This window comes from Bordetella sp. N, from assembly GCF_001433395.1.
GTDB lineage: Bacteria > Pseudomonadota > Gammaproteobacteria > Burkholderiales > Burkholderiaceae_B > Bordetella_C.
The window spans coordinates 4008705-4025060 of the sequence record NZ_CP013111.1 but is presented as its reverse complement, the minus strand read 5'-3'; the positions used below and the strand labels follow the sequence as shown (position 1 = coordinate 4025060).

At 64.9% G+C, this 16356-nt stretch carries 14 protein-coding genes, 1 tRNA gene and 1 pseudogene; 11 read left to right on the top strand and 5 right to left on the bottom strand.

The window, feature by feature from the left end:
• Window positions 1–4: 4 nt before the first annotated feature.
• The 3 genes from ASB57_RS17155 (at window position 5) to ASB57_RS17145 (ending at window position 4428) form a co-directional block, all read left to right on the top strand.
• Window positions 5–1252 (top strand): D-amino acid dehydrogenase, encoded by a 1248-nt coding sequence (locus ASB57_RS17155; protein ID WP_057653320.1) that lies wholly within the window; start codon window positions 5–7, stop codon window positions 1250–1252.
• Window positions 1253–1366: 114 nt separating this feature from the next.
• Entirely contained in the window at window positions 1367–2962 is a 1596-nt protein-coding gene (locus ASB57_RS17150) for an ABC transporter substrate-binding protein (RefSeq protein ID WP_156414194.1), read from the top strand.
• Entirely contained in the window at window positions 2962–4428 is a 1467-nt protein-coding gene (locus ASB57_RS17145; protein ID WP_057653319.1) for an amidohydrolase family protein, read from the top strand. Before ASB57_RS17150 ends, ASB57_RS17145 begins: the two co-directional genes overlap by 1 nt.
• Before the next feature lie 13 nt (window positions 4429–4441).
• Here ASB57_RS17145 and hemH read toward each other — a convergent pair whose 3' ends face one another.
• Both hemH and hrcA read right to left on the bottom strand, forming a co-directional pair.
• The gene (gene hemH, locus ASB57_RS17140; protein ID WP_057653318.1) at window positions 4442–5524 is read right to left on the bottom strand and encodes a ferrochelatase; all 1083 of its coding nucleotides are present in this window, start codon (window positions 5522–5524) and stop codon (window positions 4442–4444) included.
• A 57-nt stretch (window positions 5525–5581) separates the two neighbouring features.
• Window positions 5582–6586 (bottom strand): heat-inducible transcriptional repressor HrcA, encoded by a 1005-nt coding sequence (gene hrcA, locus ASB57_RS17135; RefSeq protein WP_057653317.1) that lies wholly within the window; start codon window positions 6584–6586, stop codon window positions 5582–5584.
• A gap of 130 nt (window positions 6587–6716) precedes the next feature.
• On the opposite strand from hrcA, the gene ASB57_RS17130 reads away from it, so the two are divergent.
• Window positions 6717–7616: an NAD kinase gene (locus ASB57_RS17130; protein WP_057653316.1), complete on the top strand. Its 900-nt coding sequence runs from the start codon at window positions 6717–6719 to the stop codon at window positions 7614–7616.
• Between the two features lie 12 nt (window positions 7617–7628).
• Complete coding sequence (gene recN / locus ASB57_RS17125; RefSeq protein ID WP_057653315.1) at window positions 7629–9272, top strand: DNA repair protein RecN; 1644 nt, start codon at window positions 7629–7631, stop codon at window positions 9270–9272.
• 95 nt (window positions 9273–9367) lie between these two features.
• On the opposite strand, the gene fur is transcribed toward recN, so the two are convergent.
• Window positions 9368–9787, bottom strand: a complete 420-nt coding sequence (gene fur, locus ASB57_RS17120) for a ferric iron uptake transcriptional regulator (RefSeq protein WP_057653314.1) — start codon at window positions 9785–9787, stop codon at window positions 9368–9370.
• A pseudogene (locus ASB57_RS31880) lies at window positions 9784–9891 on the bottom strand (hypothetical protein); the annotation flags it as partial. The gene fur and the pseudogene ASB57_RS31880, both read right to left, overlap by 4 nt.
• A gap of 67 nt (window positions 9892–9958) precedes the next feature.
• Between ASB57_RS31880 and ASB57_RS17115 the strand changes: the two are divergent.
• Both ASB57_RS17115 and dapB read left to right on the top strand, forming a co-directional pair.
• Window positions 9959–10504, top strand: a complete 546-nt coding sequence (locus tag ASB57_RS17115) for an outer membrane protein assembly factor BamE (protein ID WP_057656220.1) — start codon at window positions 9959–9961, stop codon at window positions 10502–10504.
• Window positions 10505–10529: 25 nt separating this feature from the next.
• The gene (gene dapB, locus ASB57_RS17110) at window positions 10530–11321 is read left to right on the top strand and encodes a 4-hydroxy-tetrahydrodipicolinate reductase (protein WP_057653313.1); all 792 of its coding nucleotides are present in this window, start codon (window positions 10530–10532) and stop codon (window positions 11319–11321) included.
• A 158-nt stretch (window positions 11322–11479) separates the two neighbouring features.
• Here dapB and murB read toward each other — a convergent pair whose 3' ends face one another.
• The gene (gene murB, locus ASB57_RS17105; protein WP_082621673.1) at window positions 11480–12676 is read right to left on the bottom strand and encodes a UDP-N-acetylmuramate dehydrogenase; all 1197 of its coding nucleotides are present in this window, start codon (window positions 12674–12676) and stop codon (window positions 11480–11482) included.
• Window positions 12677–12729: 53 nt separating this feature from the next.
• Here murB and ASB57_RS17100 point away from each other — a divergent pair.
• The 4 genes from ASB57_RS17100 (at window position 12730) to dnaK (ending at window position 16327) form a co-directional block, all read left to right on the top strand.
• A tRNA-Gly gene (locus ASB57_RS17100) sits at window positions 12730–12805 on the top strand.
• 499 nt (window positions 12806–13304) lie between these two features.
• Window positions 13305–13865 (top strand): nucleotide exchange factor GrpE, encoded by a 561-nt coding sequence (gene grpE / locus ASB57_RS17095; RefSeq protein ID WP_057653312.1) that lies wholly within the window; start codon window positions 13305–13307, stop codon window positions 13863–13865.
• A 12-nt stretch (window positions 13866–13877) separates the two neighbouring features.
• On the top strand, window positions 13878–14276 hold the full coding sequence (locus ASB57_RS17090; RefSeq protein ID WP_057653311.1) for a co-chaperone YbbN: 399 nt from the start codon (window positions 13878–13880) through the stop codon (window positions 14274–14276).
• A 125-nt stretch (window positions 14277–14401) separates the two neighbouring features.
• Window positions 14402–16327 carry a molecular chaperone DnaK gene (gene dnaK / locus ASB57_RS17085; RefSeq protein ID WP_057653310.1) on the top strand — a complete coding sequence of 642 codons (1926 nt, stop codon included), beginning with the start codon at window positions 14402–14404 and terminating at the stop codon, window positions 16325–16327.
• The last annotated feature ends 29 nt before the right edge of the window (window positions 16328–16356 follow it).

Below are 16356 nucleotides of genomic sequence, written 5' to 3'. Positions count from 1 at the left end.
CACCATGGATATCCTTGTGATAGGCGCCGGCATCATCGGCCTGACTTCAGCGTATGCCCTGGCCCGCGAAGGGCATGCCGTCACGGTGGTCGACGGCGCGGCGCGCGCCGGCATCGGCACCAGCCAGGCCAACGGCGCGCAACTGAGCTACAGCTTCGTCGCCCCCCTGGCGGACGCGGGCGTCCTGCGCAAGCTTCCCGCCTGGCTGACGCAGCCCGATTCGCCGCTGCGCCTGCGTCTGCGAGCCGATCCCGCGCAATGGCGCTGGGCCTTGAGTTTCCTGGGCGCCTGCCGCCGCGATACGGCTGACCGGACCACTGCCGAGCTGTTGCAGCTGGGCCTGCACAGCCGCCGTCTGATGCACGAACTGGTGGCCCGCGAGGGCCTGAGCTTCGATTTCGCGTCCAGCGGCAAACTGCTGGTCTATCAGGATGCGCAGGCCTTCAAGGAGGCGCGCATCCTGATGGATTATCAATCCGGCCTCGGCAGCCGGCAGCAGGCCCTGACGCGCGCCGAGTGCCTGGCGCTGGAACCCGCCTTGAGCGATATCGCCGACCGGGTGGTGGGCGGCATTTATACCGCCAGCGAGGACGCGGGCGATTGCCTGGCCTTGTGCGGCGCCCTGCAAGGATGGCTGGCGCGCGAGGCCGGCGTGCGTTTTCATTTCTCCACCCGCGTGGATGGTTTGCGCACGGAAGCAGGGCGGATCACCGCGGCGCAGACCAGTGCCGGCACGCTCGAAGCCGAGGGCTATGTCATCGCCAACGGCGTGGGCGCCCAGGGGCTGTGCCGCAAGCTGGGTTTCAATCCGCTGATCTATCCACTCAAGGGCTACAGCCTGACGTATGACCTTGGCGAAACCAGCCGGGCGCCACGCACCAGCCTCAGCGATGTCCACAACAAGGTGGTCTACGCGCGCCTGGGCAATCGCCTGCGCGTGGCGGGCATGGTGGACATCGGCTCCGTTTGCGCCGGTGTTGACCGATGCCGCATCGCCAGCCTGAAGGCGCAGGTGCGCCGTTACCTGCCTCGACTCAATGAGATTGGCGCACCCAAGGAATGGGCAGGATTGCGGCCGGCGCGTCCGGACAGCAAGCCGCTGATCGGCGCCACGCCGTATTGCAACCTGTGGCTGAACGCCGGCCACGGGGGCCTGGGATTCACGCTGGCCACCGGCAGCGCGGGCTTGTTGGCCGACCGCATCGCGCGGCGGCCATCGCTTATCGCCGACCATCTGTTCAAGCTGTCCTGATCCACGTTTTCCACTCATGCCGCAGCGAGGCATGAGACTGAATCCCCAACCGGCAGCATAGCCGGATGACTAACGACACTAGCAACGCCATAAGCAACGACAAGGGAATCCATCATGAAGCTGAAACTCGATTTGCGGCGGAACGTCCGTCATGTTTTCGTGGCCGCGGCACTGGCCGGCGCCATGCTGGCGGCACCCGCCACGCAGGCCCAGACCGTCACCGCCGTGATGCAGTCGGGCCTGCGGGTGGTGGACCCCATCCTGACCACCGCCTTCCTGACGCGCGATCATGGCTACATGATCTACGACACGCTGCTGGGCGTGGATGAGCATTTCAAGATACAGCCGCAGATGGCCAGCTGGCAGGTCAGCGACGATCAGAAAACCTATACCTTCACCTTGCGCGACGGCCTGAAGTGGCACGACGGCAAGCCGGTCACGTCGGAAGACTGCATCGCGTCCATCAACCGCTGGGCCAGCGTCGATGCGACGGGCCAGGTGTTGCTGACCCTGGTGCAAAGCATGGAAGCCGTCGACGCCAGCCATTTCAGGATCGTGCTCAAGCAGCCCACGTCCCTGCTGCTGGAAGGCCTGTCCAAGATCAGCTCGCGGCCCGCCTTCATGATGCCCAAGCGCATTGCCGATACGCCGGCGTCCCAATCCATCACGGAGTTCATCGGCTCCGGCCCGTTCAAGTTCGTCGCGGCCGAGTTCAAGCCGGGTTTGAAGGTGGTTTACGAGAAGAACAAGGACTACGTGCCGCGCAGCGAGCCGCCCAGCTGGACGGCCGGCGGCAAGGTGGTCAACGTCGACCGGGTGGAATGGGTGGGAATCTCCGACCAGATGACGGCGCTCAATGCCCTGGTCAACAAGGAGGTGGACTTTGTCCAGCAGGTGCCCTTCGACCTCTTGCCCATGGTCGAGAACAACGATGGCCTGAAGGTAGACGTGATCGACAAGCTGGGCGCCTGGACCTACTTCCGCATGAACCACCTGCACCCGCCGTTTGACAACAAGCTGGTGCGCCAGGCGGCGTTGGCGGCCGTCGGCCAGGAAGATGTACTCAAGGCCCTGGTCGGCAATCCCAAGTACTACAAGACCTGCGCGGCCGTGATGGGTTGCGGCAACCCCAACGGCAATGACTACGGCGCGGATTGGGTGATTCCGTCCAGTCTGGACAAGGCCAAGGCTCTGTTGAAGGAAGCGAAATACGACGGCACGCCGGTGGTGGTGTTGCAGCCTACCGATATCGCCATGGTGTCCGCGCAACCCGTGGTCATCGGCGCCGCGTTGCGCAAGGCGGGCTTCAACGTGAAGATGAAGGCCATGGATTGGCAGACGGCGGTGACGCAGCAGAACAACCAGAAGCCAGCGGACGAGGGCGGATGGAACATCTTCGCCACCTACAGCATCCTGGCGAGCAGCGGCGATCCCTTCGGCAACACGACATTGTCGGCCAACGGCAAGAAGGCCTGGGCCGGCTGGCCCGACGTGCCGGAGATCGAGGCCCTGCGCCTGAAGTACGCGCAGTCCGCCGACGCCGGCGAACGCAAGCAGATCGCCGCGCAGATCCAGAAACTGGCGATCGACGAAGGCGTGGTCGCGCCCCTGGGCCAGTTCCAGATTCCGGCCGCCTACAGCGCCCGGCTGACCGGCATCCTGCCCGCGCCGGTGACCGTGTTCTGGAATCTCAAGAAGGAAGGCAAGTGATGAGCGGCGCTTTCTCGGGTAATACCTACGACATCCTGATCCGCGGCGCGGACGTGGTGGACGGCACCGGCGCACCGCGCTACACGGCGGATGTGGCCATCGACGGCGGCCAGATCGCGCGCATCGGCGACCTGGCCGGCGCGCGCGGCCGCGAGGAGATAGCCGCGGGCGGCCTGACCGTCACGCCTGGCTTCATCGATGCCCATACCCATGACGACCGGGTCATGCTTTCCGCCGGTGACATGACGCCCAAGGTCAGCCAGGGTGTCACCACCATCATCGGTGGCAACTGCGGGATCTCGCTCGCGCCCATGCCGCCGATGCGCAATGGCGTGCCCGTCCCGCCGCTGGATCTGCTGGACGGCAGCGGCCGCTGGTACCGCTATCCCGGCTTCCGTGATTATCTGGACGGCCTGCGCGAGCAGCCTGCCGCCACCAATTGCGCGATGCTGGTCGGGCACACCAATCTGCGCGTCATCGAGATGGATGATCTTGGCCGGCCCGCGCGGCCCGACGAAATCGCGCGCATGCGGGACCGGGTGGAGGAGGCCATGGAGGCAGGGGCCATAGGCGTGTCCACCGGCCTGGCCTACGCGCCGGCGGCGGCGGCCAGCACCGAAGAAGTGATCGAAGTATGCCGCCCGCTCACCGCGCGTCAGGGCTTGTATTGCACGCATATGCGCGACGAGGGCGATGCCGTCATGGCGTCCTTGGAGGAGAGTTTCAGGATAGGCCGGGAGCTGGGCGTGCCCATCGTCATTTCCCACCATAAGGTGACGGGCACGGCCAACCACGGGCGTTCCGTGCAGACCCTGGCCCGCATCAGCGAGCAGATGAAGCAGCAGGCCATCTGCCTGGATTGCTATCCCTACAATGCCTCATCCACCATCCTGACGCACGACAACGTCGAGGGCGCCGCGCGCGTCATCGTCACGTGGTCGCGCGCCTTGCCGCAATATGCGGGCCTTGACCTGGACGAGATCGCGCGCGAACTGGGTTGCGGGCTGCATGAGGCGGTCGATCGCCTGCAACCCGCCGGCGGTATCTATTTCCGCATGGACGACGCCGACGTGCGGCGCATCCTGCAGTTCGACGACACCATGATCGGTTCCGACGGCCTGCCGCACGACGAGAAGCCGCACCCGCGCTTGTGGGGCACCTTCCCGCGGGTGTTGGGGCATTACGGCCGCGGCCTGGGCCTGTTCGCTTTGGAGAAAGCGGTACACAAGATGACCGGCCTGACGGCGGCCCGCTTTGGTCTGGCCGACCGCGGCGTGCTGCGCGAAGGCGCCCCGGCGGACTTGGTGCTGCTGGACGCGGGCCAGGTGGAAGACCGCGCCACTTTCGCACAGCCGGTGGCGGCGTCGGTGGGCATCCTTGGCGTGTGGACCAACGGCCAGGCAGTGTGGCGCGAGGGCGCCGCCACCGGTGCCCGGCCTGGCCAGGTGCTGCGGCGCACGCCCTGAAGGGTGCTTTAGTTCACTTCAGGGCCGGCCAGCCCTGGAGGTTGCGTTGGACCAGGTCGGCCAAGGCGTTCACCCAGACGGCATCGTCATTGAGGGCGGAGATGTAACGGTAGCGTTCGCCGCCTTCATGAAGGAAGGCATCGCGGCACTCCTGGCCGATCTCCTCCAGGGTTTCCAGGCAGTCCGCCAGGAAACCCGGGCACACCACGTCGACCTGCTTCACCCCCTGCCGCGCCAATTCGCGCAGGGTCGGCTCGGTGTACGGTTCCAGCCAGCGCGCCGCCCCGAAGCGGCTCTGGAAGGTCACCTCCACCTGTTCAGGCATCAGGCCCAGCCGCTCGCGCAGCAGGCGCCCGGTACGCAGGCAGTCCTGGTAGTAGGGGTCGCCCAGCTCGATCGAGTAGCGCGGCAAACCGTGGAAGCTCATCAGCAGCTTCTCGGGTCGGCCATGTTCACGCCAGTAGGATTCGATGCGCGCGACCAGGGCTTCCAGATAGCCGGCATCGTCGTGGAAGCGTTTGATGAAGCGCAGCTCGGGCTGGTTACGCAAACGCCCCACGTGCCGCCCAACCGCGTCCACCACCGTGGCGGTGGTGCTGGCGGCATATTGGGGATACAAAGGCACCACCAGTATCCGTTCGCAGCCACGGGCCCGCAGGCGGTCGATGGCCGCCGGAATCGACGGATTGCCGTAGCGCATCCCCAGTTCGACTTCGACTTGCAGGCCCCGCTGCGCCAGCAGGCCGGCCAGCCCTTGCGCCTGCCGCTGGCTGTAGACCAGCAGCGGCGACCCGCCGTCCATCCAGATTTCCCGATAGCGGGGCGCCAGGCGTTGCGGCCGGCGCCGCAGCACCATCCCATGCAGGATGGGCTTCCAAAGATAGCGCGGGATCTCGATGACTCGTGGGTCCGACAGGAATTCCGCCAGATAACGCCGGATGGCAGGCGCCGTGGGTTCGTCCGGCGTGCCCAGGTTGACCACCAGGACCCCCGTCTTGCCGGGGCCCGTCGGTGTCTGTTCAGCGAAGGGATCTTGTTGCTCGGCTTCCGGCAGGAAGCGTTCCGGCCAGATATATTTGAACGCGCGCAGAAACACTGTCACCTCTTTGTGGGCGCCGCCCCAGCACCCCGCGCGCTGGCGCCGGCGCTCGCGTTATTGGTTATGGCTCAAGGCGTTGGACAACAGGCGGGCCGTGATGTCGACGATGGGAATGACACGTTCGTAGGCCATGCGAGTGGGACCGATCACGCCCAGCGTGCCCACCACCTTGCCGTCCACGCCATAGGGCGCGGTAATGACCGAGACTTCCTCGACCGGCATCAGCTGGGAATCACCACCTATATAGATCTGCACGCCCTGTGCGCGGCTGGACACGTCCAGCAGCATCAGCAGGTCGGTCTTTTTCTCGAACAGGGAGAACATCTTGCGCAGGCGATCCATGTCGGACGCGATGTCGGTCACGTCCAGCAGCTTGCGCTCGCCCGAGATGACGACTTCGTCGCCTTCGCCCACCGCCTCGGCGCCGGCCTCGGCCGCCGCCTGCATCAGGCGCGAGATGTCCTCGCGCAGTTGCGCCAATTCCGTCGACAGGGTGCGGCGCACCGCATCGAAGGACTTGCCGCCGAAATGGACGTTGAAGAAATTGGCCGCCTCGATCAGTTCATGCTCCGCGTAATCGCGTTGCACGTAGAGGATGCGGTTCTGCACGTCGCCGTCGGGCGTGACGATGATCAGCAGCACCCGCTTGTCCGACAAACGGATGAATTCGACCTGGCGGAACACCTGGGTGCGCTTGGGCGTCAACACCACGCCGGCGAACTGGGTCAGGTTGGACAGCAGCGCCGCCGCGGCATTGACCGCCCGGGTCGGGCCCGCGGCCGCCAGCATCTCGCTCATGTTGGCGGGCTGTATTTCGTAGCCGCGCACCGCCAGCAGGGAATCGACGAACAGGCGATAGCCGCGCGGCGTCGGCACGCGGCCGGAGGACGTGTGGGGGCTGTGGATCAGGCCGGACTCTTCCAGGTCCGCCATGACATTGCGTATAGTGGCCGGAGACAGGTCGAAAACTTTAGACAGCGTCCGTGAGCCGACCGGTTGGCCATCAGCGATGTAGCGTTCAATCAACGCCTTGAGTAGTGCGCGTGCTCGGTCGTCCATGGCGCTATTCTAAGGAATCTTTTTACAACGATGCCAATTTTGTCCAGCAAAGGCAAATATGGCCCCATATAATCGATGCAAATTGCTTCGAATTTCGATCCCGCATTTTGATCTATTACGGCGCTAGACCATGCATTTTCCCACCGTCGCGTTGATCGGCAGGCACCAGGACACAGGGCTGGACGCGCCTCTGCGCGCGCTCGCCCACATGCTGACGCAAGCTGGCCGCTCGGTACTGGTCGAAGCCGATACGGCCCGCAACACTGGCCTGAGCGAATACCCGGTCGCCACCTTGGACGAGATCGGCAAGCAGGCCGCGCTGGCCATCGTCATGGGTGGCGACGGCACCATGCTGGGCGCGGCGCGCTACCTGGCGCCTTTCGGCGTTCCGCTGGTCGGCGTCAACCACGGCCGCCTGGGCTTCATCACCGACATCCCGCTGCAGGACGCTCAGAATGCCCTGGCTCGCGTGCTGGAGGGCAATTTCGTCGCCGAGGACCGGCTGCTGCTGCAAGGCAGCATCCTGCGTGGCGACAAGGAAATGTACTCGGCGGTGGCCTTGAACGATGTGGTGCTGAATCGCGCTGGCCGCGGCGGCATGATCGAAGTGCGCGTCGAACTCGATGGCGTATTCATGTACACCCTGCGTGCCGACGGCCTGATCGTCGCCACGCCCACAGGGTCCACCGCGTATGCGCTGTCGGCCAACGGCCCCATTCTGCATCCGGGCATCGCGGCCATGCTGCTGGTGCCCGTGGCGCCGCAAACGCTGTCCAACCGCCCCATAGCCCTGCCGGTCACCAGCGAGCTGAGCATGACCGTCACGGCCATGGGCCGCGTCGAAAGCGGCGCATCCTGTCATTTCGATATGCAGACCTGGTCCGATCTGCAGCCGGGCGACCGTATCGTGGTTCGCCGCGCGCCGCACACCATCCGCTTCCTGCATCCCGAGGGTTACAGCTTCTTCACCACGTTGCGTCGCAAGCTGCATTGGAACCTGATGCCGCAAGGGACCGAGACGCCTGAATAACCCCCCTCGAACATGCTGCGCACCCTGCATATCCGGGATTTTGTGATCGTTGACCTCGCCGAGATCCACTTCGGCGAGGGATTCACTGTTTTTTCCGGCGAAACCGGCGCCGGTAAATCTATTCTCATCGACGCCCTGGCGTTGACCCTGGGCGGCCGCGCCGATGCCGGCGTGCTGCGCGAAGGCGCGGCCCGCACGGATATCAGCGCGGTCTTCGATACGCCCGCTCATTTACGCCCCTGGCTGGCCGAACGGGAGATCGAGGCGGACGACGAACTGGTCCTGCGCCGCGTGGTCGACCCGCAAGGCCGCAGCCGGGCGTTCATCAACGGCGTGCCCGCCACCGTCGCGCAATTGCGCGAGCTGGGCGACAGCCTGGTCGACATCCATGGCCAACACGCCCACCAGAGCCTGATGCGCGCCGACGCACAACGCGACCTGCTGGATACCCACGGCGGTCATGGCGACCTGCGCGCCGCGGTCGCCCAGGCCTGGAAGGTATGGCGCGAACGCCTCAAGCAATTGGAATCGGCCGAGCGCGACAGCGCGTCACGCGAAGCCGACCGCGAGCGGCTGGCCTGGCAGTCCGGTGAACTGGAGCGTCTGTCGCCACAGCCGGGCGAGTGGGAAACGCTGCAGACCGAACACAGCCGGCTGTCGCATGCGCAATCGCTGCTGGACGGCGCCGCCCAGGCCATCGAGGCGCTCGACGGCGAAGACGATTCCGCCAGCAACCGCGTCAATGCCGCGCTGCACCTGCTCCAGCAGCAGCTGCGCCACGATCCGGCGCTGCGCGGGGTCTGCGAGGAACTGGAATCGGCCAGCATCGCCATTACCGAAGCGGTGTCCGACCTCAACAACTACGTCAGCAAGGTCGAGCTGGATCCGGCCCGCCTGGCGCAAGCCGAACAGCGCCTGGGCGACGTCTTCGAGACCGCCCGCAAGTTCAAGGTGGAACCAGAGGATCTGCCGCGCCTGCGGGAAGACCTGCGTCAGCAGCTGGACGCCTTGCAGGCGGCCGGCGACGTCGACGCCCTGCGCAAGCAGACCGAGACCGCGCAAGCCGATTACGCCAAGACCGCCACCAAGCTGACCACGGCGCGCCGCAAGACGGCCAAGGACCTGGGCAAGCTGGTGACCGAAGCCATGCAGACCCTCGCGATGCAGGGCGGCCGGTTCGAGGTGGATGTGGCCAGCGGCACGGCATCCGCGCTGGGCGACGACGTCGTCGAATTCCAGGTGTCCGGGCACGCCGGCGTCACGCCGCGCGCCCTGGCCAAGGTGGCATCGGGCGGCGAATTGTCGCGGATCTCACTGGCGCTATCCGTCATCGCCAGCCGCGCGGCACGGGTGCCGACCCTGATCTTCGACGAAGTGGACAGTGGCGTGGGCGGCGCGGTGGCGGAAGTGGTGGGCCGGCTGCTGGGCGAGCTGGGCCAGCGCCACCAGGTGCTGTGCGTCACCCACCTGCCGCAGGTCGCGGCCCGCGGCGGCGCCCACTACCGGGTCAGCAAGGCCGCCAGCAAGGGCACGACCCAGTCGCGTATCACCGAACTGGGCGCTTCCGACCGGGTCGAGGAAATTGCCCGCATGCTGGGCGGTATCCGCATCACGGACACCACCCGCGAACACGCGCGGGAAATGCTCGGGGCTTGATCGGAGTTTGTACGGGGCCTGAAATACCAAAACGGGGGCCGCCATGCGCGCCCCCGTCCGGGTCAAGACTTGCTTAGCGCTTGCTCAGCGCTGGTTTAGCGCTTGCCAGTGCAGTCGCTGCACACGCCGTAGAGCACCATGGCATGCGACTCCAGCGAGAAGCCGTTGTCCTTGGCCACCTTGTGTTGGCGTTTTTCGATGTCGACGTCCGAAAACTCCACGACTTTTCCGCAGTTGGTGCAGATCAGGTGGTCGTGATGGTCGCCATCGTTCAGTTCGAACACGGCCTTGCCGCTGTCGAACTGGCTGCGCGCCAGGATGCCGGCTTGTTCGAACTGGGTCAGCACCCGGTAAACGGTGGCCAGGCCGATTTCGACGTTCTCGTTGATGAGGGCGCGGTAGACGTCTTCCGCGCTAAGATGGCGCTGCTCCGCCTTGCGGAAAATGTCGAGAATCTTCAGGCGCGGGAACGTCGCCTTCAAACCCATGGTCTTCAATTCGCTTTGATCGGTCATGGTGTGTTAATTTCCGCTGCGCCAACGCCGGAGGGGTCACGGGCCCGCTGCTCAGGCCCACCGTCTACCGGCAAGCCTGGCAGCTTAACGGCCGCCAGCGCTGAATTTGATTTAAACCTTTATGATACCGGTTTTGCCAGTATCCATTACGGGGGCCCTTTAGTGTCCACCATCGTCCGCATCTCTTCGCGCCGCCTGCAGGCGGGTTTTGCCGCCGCAACCATCGTTTTTGCGCTGGCCGGCTGCGCCTCCGGAAAATGGGGATTCCCCTATAAGGCTCCGGTTCAACAGGGTAACTGGGTGACCAGCGAGCAGGTTGCCCTGCTGCAACCCGGCATGACCCGGGAGCAGGTACGTTTCGCGCTCGGCAGTCCCACCCTGACCAGCGTGCTGCACGCCGATCGTTGGGACTTCCCTTATTACTACAAGCCCGGCTACGGCAAGTCCCAGGAACGCAAGTTCACCGTCTTTTTCAAGGACGACAAGCTGGTCCGCTGGCAGGGTGACGAACAGCCCGACCTGCAGCCCTTCCAGCTGGCCAACCAGGACATCAAGCGCTCGGAGGCGGAAAACCGCCAGACGCTGGAGGACGCGCAGCGTGCCAAGGACGACGGCAAATCGCACGGCAACGTGACGATCACGCCGCCGGCGCCTACCGATTCGACCACGCCGGGTGCCGTCCCCATGCCGGGCACGAGCTCGCCGCAGCCTCTGTAAAACCGTAGTTCCGAAGGACTTCATTATGCGCATCGCAATCGCCGGCGCAGGCGGCCGCATGGGCCGCATGCTTATCGAAACCGTGCTCAACACGCCCGGCTTGGAACTGGCCGTCGCGCTCGACCGTAAAGGCAGCAGCGACATCGGCACCGATGCCGCCGGCTTCCTGGGCCGCGACAGCGGCGTGCGCATCACGGATGACCTGGACGCCCTTGCCGCGGCCGACTGCCTGATCGACTTCACGCGGCCCGAGGGCACGTTGACGCACCTGGATGCGTGCCTGCGCCATAACGTGAAGATGGTGATCGGCACCACGGGCATCGACGAGGCCGGCCGCGCCGCCATCGAGCGCGCCAGCCAGAAGATCGCCATCGTTTTCGCGCCGAACATGAGCATCGGCGTGAATGCGACGCTGAAGCTGCTGGACCTGGCCGCGCGTATTTTGAATTCCGGCTATGACGTCGAAGTCTTCGAAGCGCATCACCGCAACAAGGTCGACGCGCCTTCGGGCACGGCGTTGAAGATGGGCGAGACCGTGGCCAAGGCCTGGGGTGTCGATCTGGCCGACGTGGCCACCTTGTCGCGGGAAGGCGAGACGGGTCCCCGCGAGACCGGCACCATCGGGTTTTCCGTGGTGCGGGGCGGCGACATCGTCGGCGAACACACGGTGTACTTCTGCGGCGCGGGCGAACGTATCGAGATCACCCATCGCAGCAGCAGCCGGCTGGGCTATGCCCAAGGCAGCGTGCGCGCCGCCGCCTTCCTGGGCGGCAAGGCCAACGGCTTGTTCGACATGCCGGCGGTCCTGGGACTGTAAGCCCCGTTTCGCGCCGCCGCGCAGCAGCGCGATGAAATCATCGTCGTCCTGCGGACGACGATGGCTGAGTGGGGGCACGGGCCAATGCGGTGGCCCGCGCCGTGATCCACGGACCTGGCGGCGCATTGCCGCGGCAATCCTGCTCTCTGATCCTGCTTTTATACGACGACCGGTTCGGCCTCCAGGGCCACGCCGAAGCGTGCCTGCACGTCGGCCTGGATGGCGCGGGCCAGCGCCAGGATGTCGGCGGCCTGCGCGCCGCCGCGATTGACCAGCACCAGGGCCTGGCGTTCATGCACGCCGGCGGGGCCCAGGCCGCGGCCCTTCCACCCACACTGATCGATCAGCCAGCCGGCGGCCAGCTTGTAGCGGCCATCGGCCTGGGCGTAGGAAACCAGGCCGGGAAAGCGCGCGGCCAGCGCATCGCGCTGCGCCGCATCCACGATGGGATTCTTGAAGAAGCTGCCGGCGTTGCCGATGCGGGCGGGATCGGGCAGCTTGGCGCGCCGGATGTCGCACACGGCAGCGGCGATGGCACGGGCCGTCACGCTGGTGGCGGCGGAGCCGGCGTTGGCGGTGCCACTGGCATCTGCATTGGCGCCGGCGCCGGCGGTGGCCAGGCCCGGGTGGCGCTGCAGGTCCGGGTAGTCCAGCACCGGCTGCCACGGACGCGGTAGCGCGAAACGCACGGCGACGATGACCCAGCGTCCGGCCGCTTCGTGCTTGAAGCGGCTGTCGCGATAGGCAAACCGGCAGTCGGCGCGGTCCATGTGGACCAGTTCACGCCGGGCCACGTCCCAGGCGGTCAACCCGTCGAAGCGGGTATCCAGCTCCACCCCGTAGGCGCCGATGTTCTGCACGGGCGCCGCGCCCACCGTCCCTGGGATCAACGACAGGTTTTCGAGTCCGTCCCAGCCTTGCCCCAGGCAGTGCTGGACGAAGTCATGCCAGACCTCGCCGCCCGCGGCTTCGACGATCCAGGCGTCGGCGCGCTGTTCGACCAGCCGCACGCCGCGCAAGGCCATGTGGGCCACCAGGCCGTCGACCTCCGCCGGCAGCACCATATTGCTGCCCCCACCCAGAGTCAGCAGCCGGCCATGACGCTCGGCCAGATCGGACAGGGCCGGCAACTGGGCGAGGTCATCGATACGCACGTAATGCGCGGCGTGCGCACGCAATCCAATCGTGTTGAACGGCGTCAGATCGGCCGCGCGCGGGATCAATGCCGGCGTGTCTGCGCTGGCGGCGGAAGAGGGCGCGGCGGCGCCGGGAACCTGTTGCGCCGACGCGGGCTGCGCGGGGGTGTTGTTGGCGAGAGACTGGGCAGTGCCGGACGAAGCCGGGGTGTTTGACATGTACGGGGTCACTTGTGCTATAGTTTCGTTCTTCGCTGATTTTACGCGAATACGCGGGAGTAGCTCAGTTGGTAGAGCGCAACCTTGCCAAGGTTGAGGTCGCGAGTTCGAGACTCGTCTCCCGCTCCAAATCTAAAAAGGCCGAAAGACTATGTCTTTCGGCCTTTTTGCTTTTCGGAAAAGCCGCACCAGGGCCGGCCTGGGGGCAGGCTGCACGGAGCAGCCAATTCAGCAACCGGGCCGGGGCGAGCAAGTAGGGCAACCGGGCTAACCAGGGCAACCAAGCTAACCAGGCTAACCAGGCTAACCAGGCTAACCAGGCTAACCAGGCTAACCAGGGCGGCGCCCTGATGCAATCTCGCCGGCGTCGCCGTGTGCAGCGATCGGCCATTAAGTTCCCCATTCTGCCGGCAAACAGGCAAATCCGGCCGCCCCCGGGGCGGCCGGAATGCTCTTCCCCCGCGCCCGGGGGCAAAAAATCTCAAGAAAATCAGCCCTTTATTCCGCCCCACAGACCAAACCTCCCATTAGTCGATTTTTTTCATCCTTTCCTCCATACCCAGGCTTGAAACACGGGCATTGACCCCCATACTGTTTCGCGAACGCCATTGTTTCCGGAGGAAATTCCATGACGGCACAGAACGAGCCTGCCGATAAAGGGCCCGAGATCGACCCGGCCACCACGGCCCCCGCGTCCGGCGAAACCGACGCTTCCGCCGATCCCCTGCTGGATCTGCAAGCCCAATTGGTAGCGGCACAAGCCAAGGCCACCGAGCACTACGACCAACTGCTGCGCGTCCGTGCCGAGGCTGAAAACGTCCGCCGCCGCGCCCAGGAAGACGTATCCAAGGCCCATAAATTCGGCATCGAGTCGTTCGCCGAAAGTCTGGTGCCGGTCAAGGACAGCCTGGAAGCCGCGTTGGCCCAGCAGGATCAGACCCTGGACGCCCTGCGCGCCGGCGTGGAAAGCACCCTGAAGCAACTCAGCAGCGCCTTCGAACGCAACCGCCTGATCGACATCGCGCCGGCCGCCGGCGAGAAGTTCGACCCGCATCAGCACCAGGCGATTTCTTCCGTCCCATCCGACCAGCCGGCCAACACGGTCGTGCAGACGCTGCAAAAGGGCTACCTGATCTCCGACCGCGTGCTGCGTCCGGCCTTGGTCATGGTCTCGGCCGGGCAGGGCTGAACGGTCTCGGCCATGTCCAGCGTCCAGTCCTTCGACCCCACGCAGATCTTCGATGTCTTCGGCATGCGTGCCGTCGACAGCGCCAGCTTCGACCCGATGGTCGTGCAGGCGCCCGGCGCCGACCTGCGCTGCGTCTTTCTGTGGGGACAGGACTGCTACAACTGCAACGTGTTCAAGCAGACCGCAATGCTGCACAAGGACGCCTTGCTGGACCTGGGCCTGACCTGGTTCGAGTGCAATGTGTACGACGATGTGGCGCTGGGGCAGCGTTTTTCGCTGCACGGCGTGCCGGCTTTCATGATGTTCCGCCAGGGCAAGCGCCTGGGGCGGATCTCGGGCTGGCCCGGCTTGCCCCAGTTCACCGACGCGGTGCGGCGGTTGCTGGCGGAGCCGCCGGCGGAACAGCGCTGAAAAGTGCTGAAAAGTACGCCGAAACCCGCAATAAGCCCTTGAAATGGCAGCCGTAGTCACTATTTAGTCGTAGAACGAATTTTCCTTTCCATTTTCCAAAACATAATTCTTCAAGGTAATCCATCATGAGCAAGATCATCGGCATCGACCTTGGCACTACCAACAGCTGCGTAGCTGTGATGGATGGCGCCTCGGTCCGCATCATCGAGAACGCGGAAGGTGCTCGCACCACCCCCTCGATCATCGCCTACATGGACGATGGCGAAACCCTGGTGGGCGCGCCGGCCAAGCGCCAGGCCGTCACCAACCCCAAGAACACCCTGTACGCCGTGAAGCGCCTGATCGGTCGCAAGTTCGACGAAAAGGCCGTGCAGAAAGACATCCACCTGATGCCGTACAAGATCAGCAAGGCTGATAACGGCGACGCGTGGGTGGAAGCGCAAGGCAAGAAGATCGCGCCGCCCCAGGTGTCGGCCGAAGTGCTGCGCAAGATGAAGAAGACCGCCGAGGACTTCCTGGGCGAAGAGGTCACCGAAGCCGTGATCACGGTGCCGGCCTACTTCAACGACAGCCAGCGTCAAGCCACCAAGGACGCCGGCCGTATCGCGGGTTTGAACGTCAAGCGCATCATCAACGAGCCCACCGCCGCGGCCCTGGCCTTCGGCCTGGACAAGCAGGAAAAGGGCGACCGCAAGATCGCTGTCTATGACTTGGGCGGCGGCACGTTCGACGTCTCGATCATCGAAATCGCCGATGTCGACGGTGAAAAGCAGTTCGAAGTGCTGTCCACCAACGGTGACACGTTCCTGGGCGGTGAAGACTTCGACCAGCGCATCATCGACTACATCATTGGCGAGTTCAAGAAGGAACAAGGCGTCGACCTGTCCAAGGACGTGCTGGCCCTGCAACGCCTGAAGGAAGCGGCGGAAAAGGCCAAGATCGAACTGTCCTCGGCCCAACAGACCGAAGTCAACCTGCCGTACATCACCGCTGATGCGTCCGGTCCCAAGCACTTGAACCTGAAGCTGACCCGCGCCAAGCTGGAAGCCCTGGTGGAAGAGCTGATCGAGCGCACCATCGAGCCCTGCCGCGTGGCCATCAAGGACGCCGGCGTGAAGGTTACCGAGATCGACGACGTCATCCTGGTCGGCGGCATGACCCGCATGCCCAAGGTGCAAGAGAAGGTCAAGGAATTCTTCGGCCGTGATCCCCGCAAGGACGTCAACCCGGACGAAGCCGTGGCCGCTGGTGCCGCGATTCAGGGTTCCGTGCTGTCGGGCGACCGCAAGGACGTGCTGCTGCTGGACGTGACGCCGTTGTCCCTGGGTATCGAAACCCTGGGTGGCGTGATGACCAAGATGATCACCAAGAACACGACGATTCCGACCAAGTTCTCGCAGACCTTCTCCACCGCGGACGACAATCAGCCGGCCGTGACGATCAAGGTCTTCCAGGGCGAACGCGAAATCGCCGCCGGTAACAAGGCGCTGGGCGAGTTCAATCTGGAAGGGATCCCGCCGTCGCCGCGTGGTACGCCGCAGATCGAAGTGACTTTCGACATCGACGCCAACGGCATCCTGCACGTGTCGGCCAAGGACAAGGGCACGGGCAAGGAAAACAAGATCACCATCAAGGCCAACTCGGGTCTGTCGGAAGAAGAGATCCAGCGCATGGTGAAGGACGCCGAAACCAACGCGGCCGAGGATCATCGCATCGCCGAACTGGCCAAGGTCCGCAACGAAGGCGATTCGCTGGTGCACCAGACCCGCAAGTCGCTGACGGAATACGGCGACAAGCTTGAAGCCGCTGAGAAGGAAGCCATCGAGGCCGCCATCAAGGACCTCGAAGCCACCCTCAAGGACGGCGACAAGGAAACCATCGAAGCCAAGGTGCAGGCCCTGGCCACCGCTTCGCAGAAGCTCGGCGAAAAGATGTACGCCGACATGCAGGCGCAGCAAGGCGCGCAGGCGCAGCAGGCTGCTGACAACGCCAAGCCGGCTGACGACAACGTCGTCGACGCCGACTTCAAGGAAGTCAAGCGGGACCAGTGACCCTTGCTCGATGAACGAGTGAATCTGTA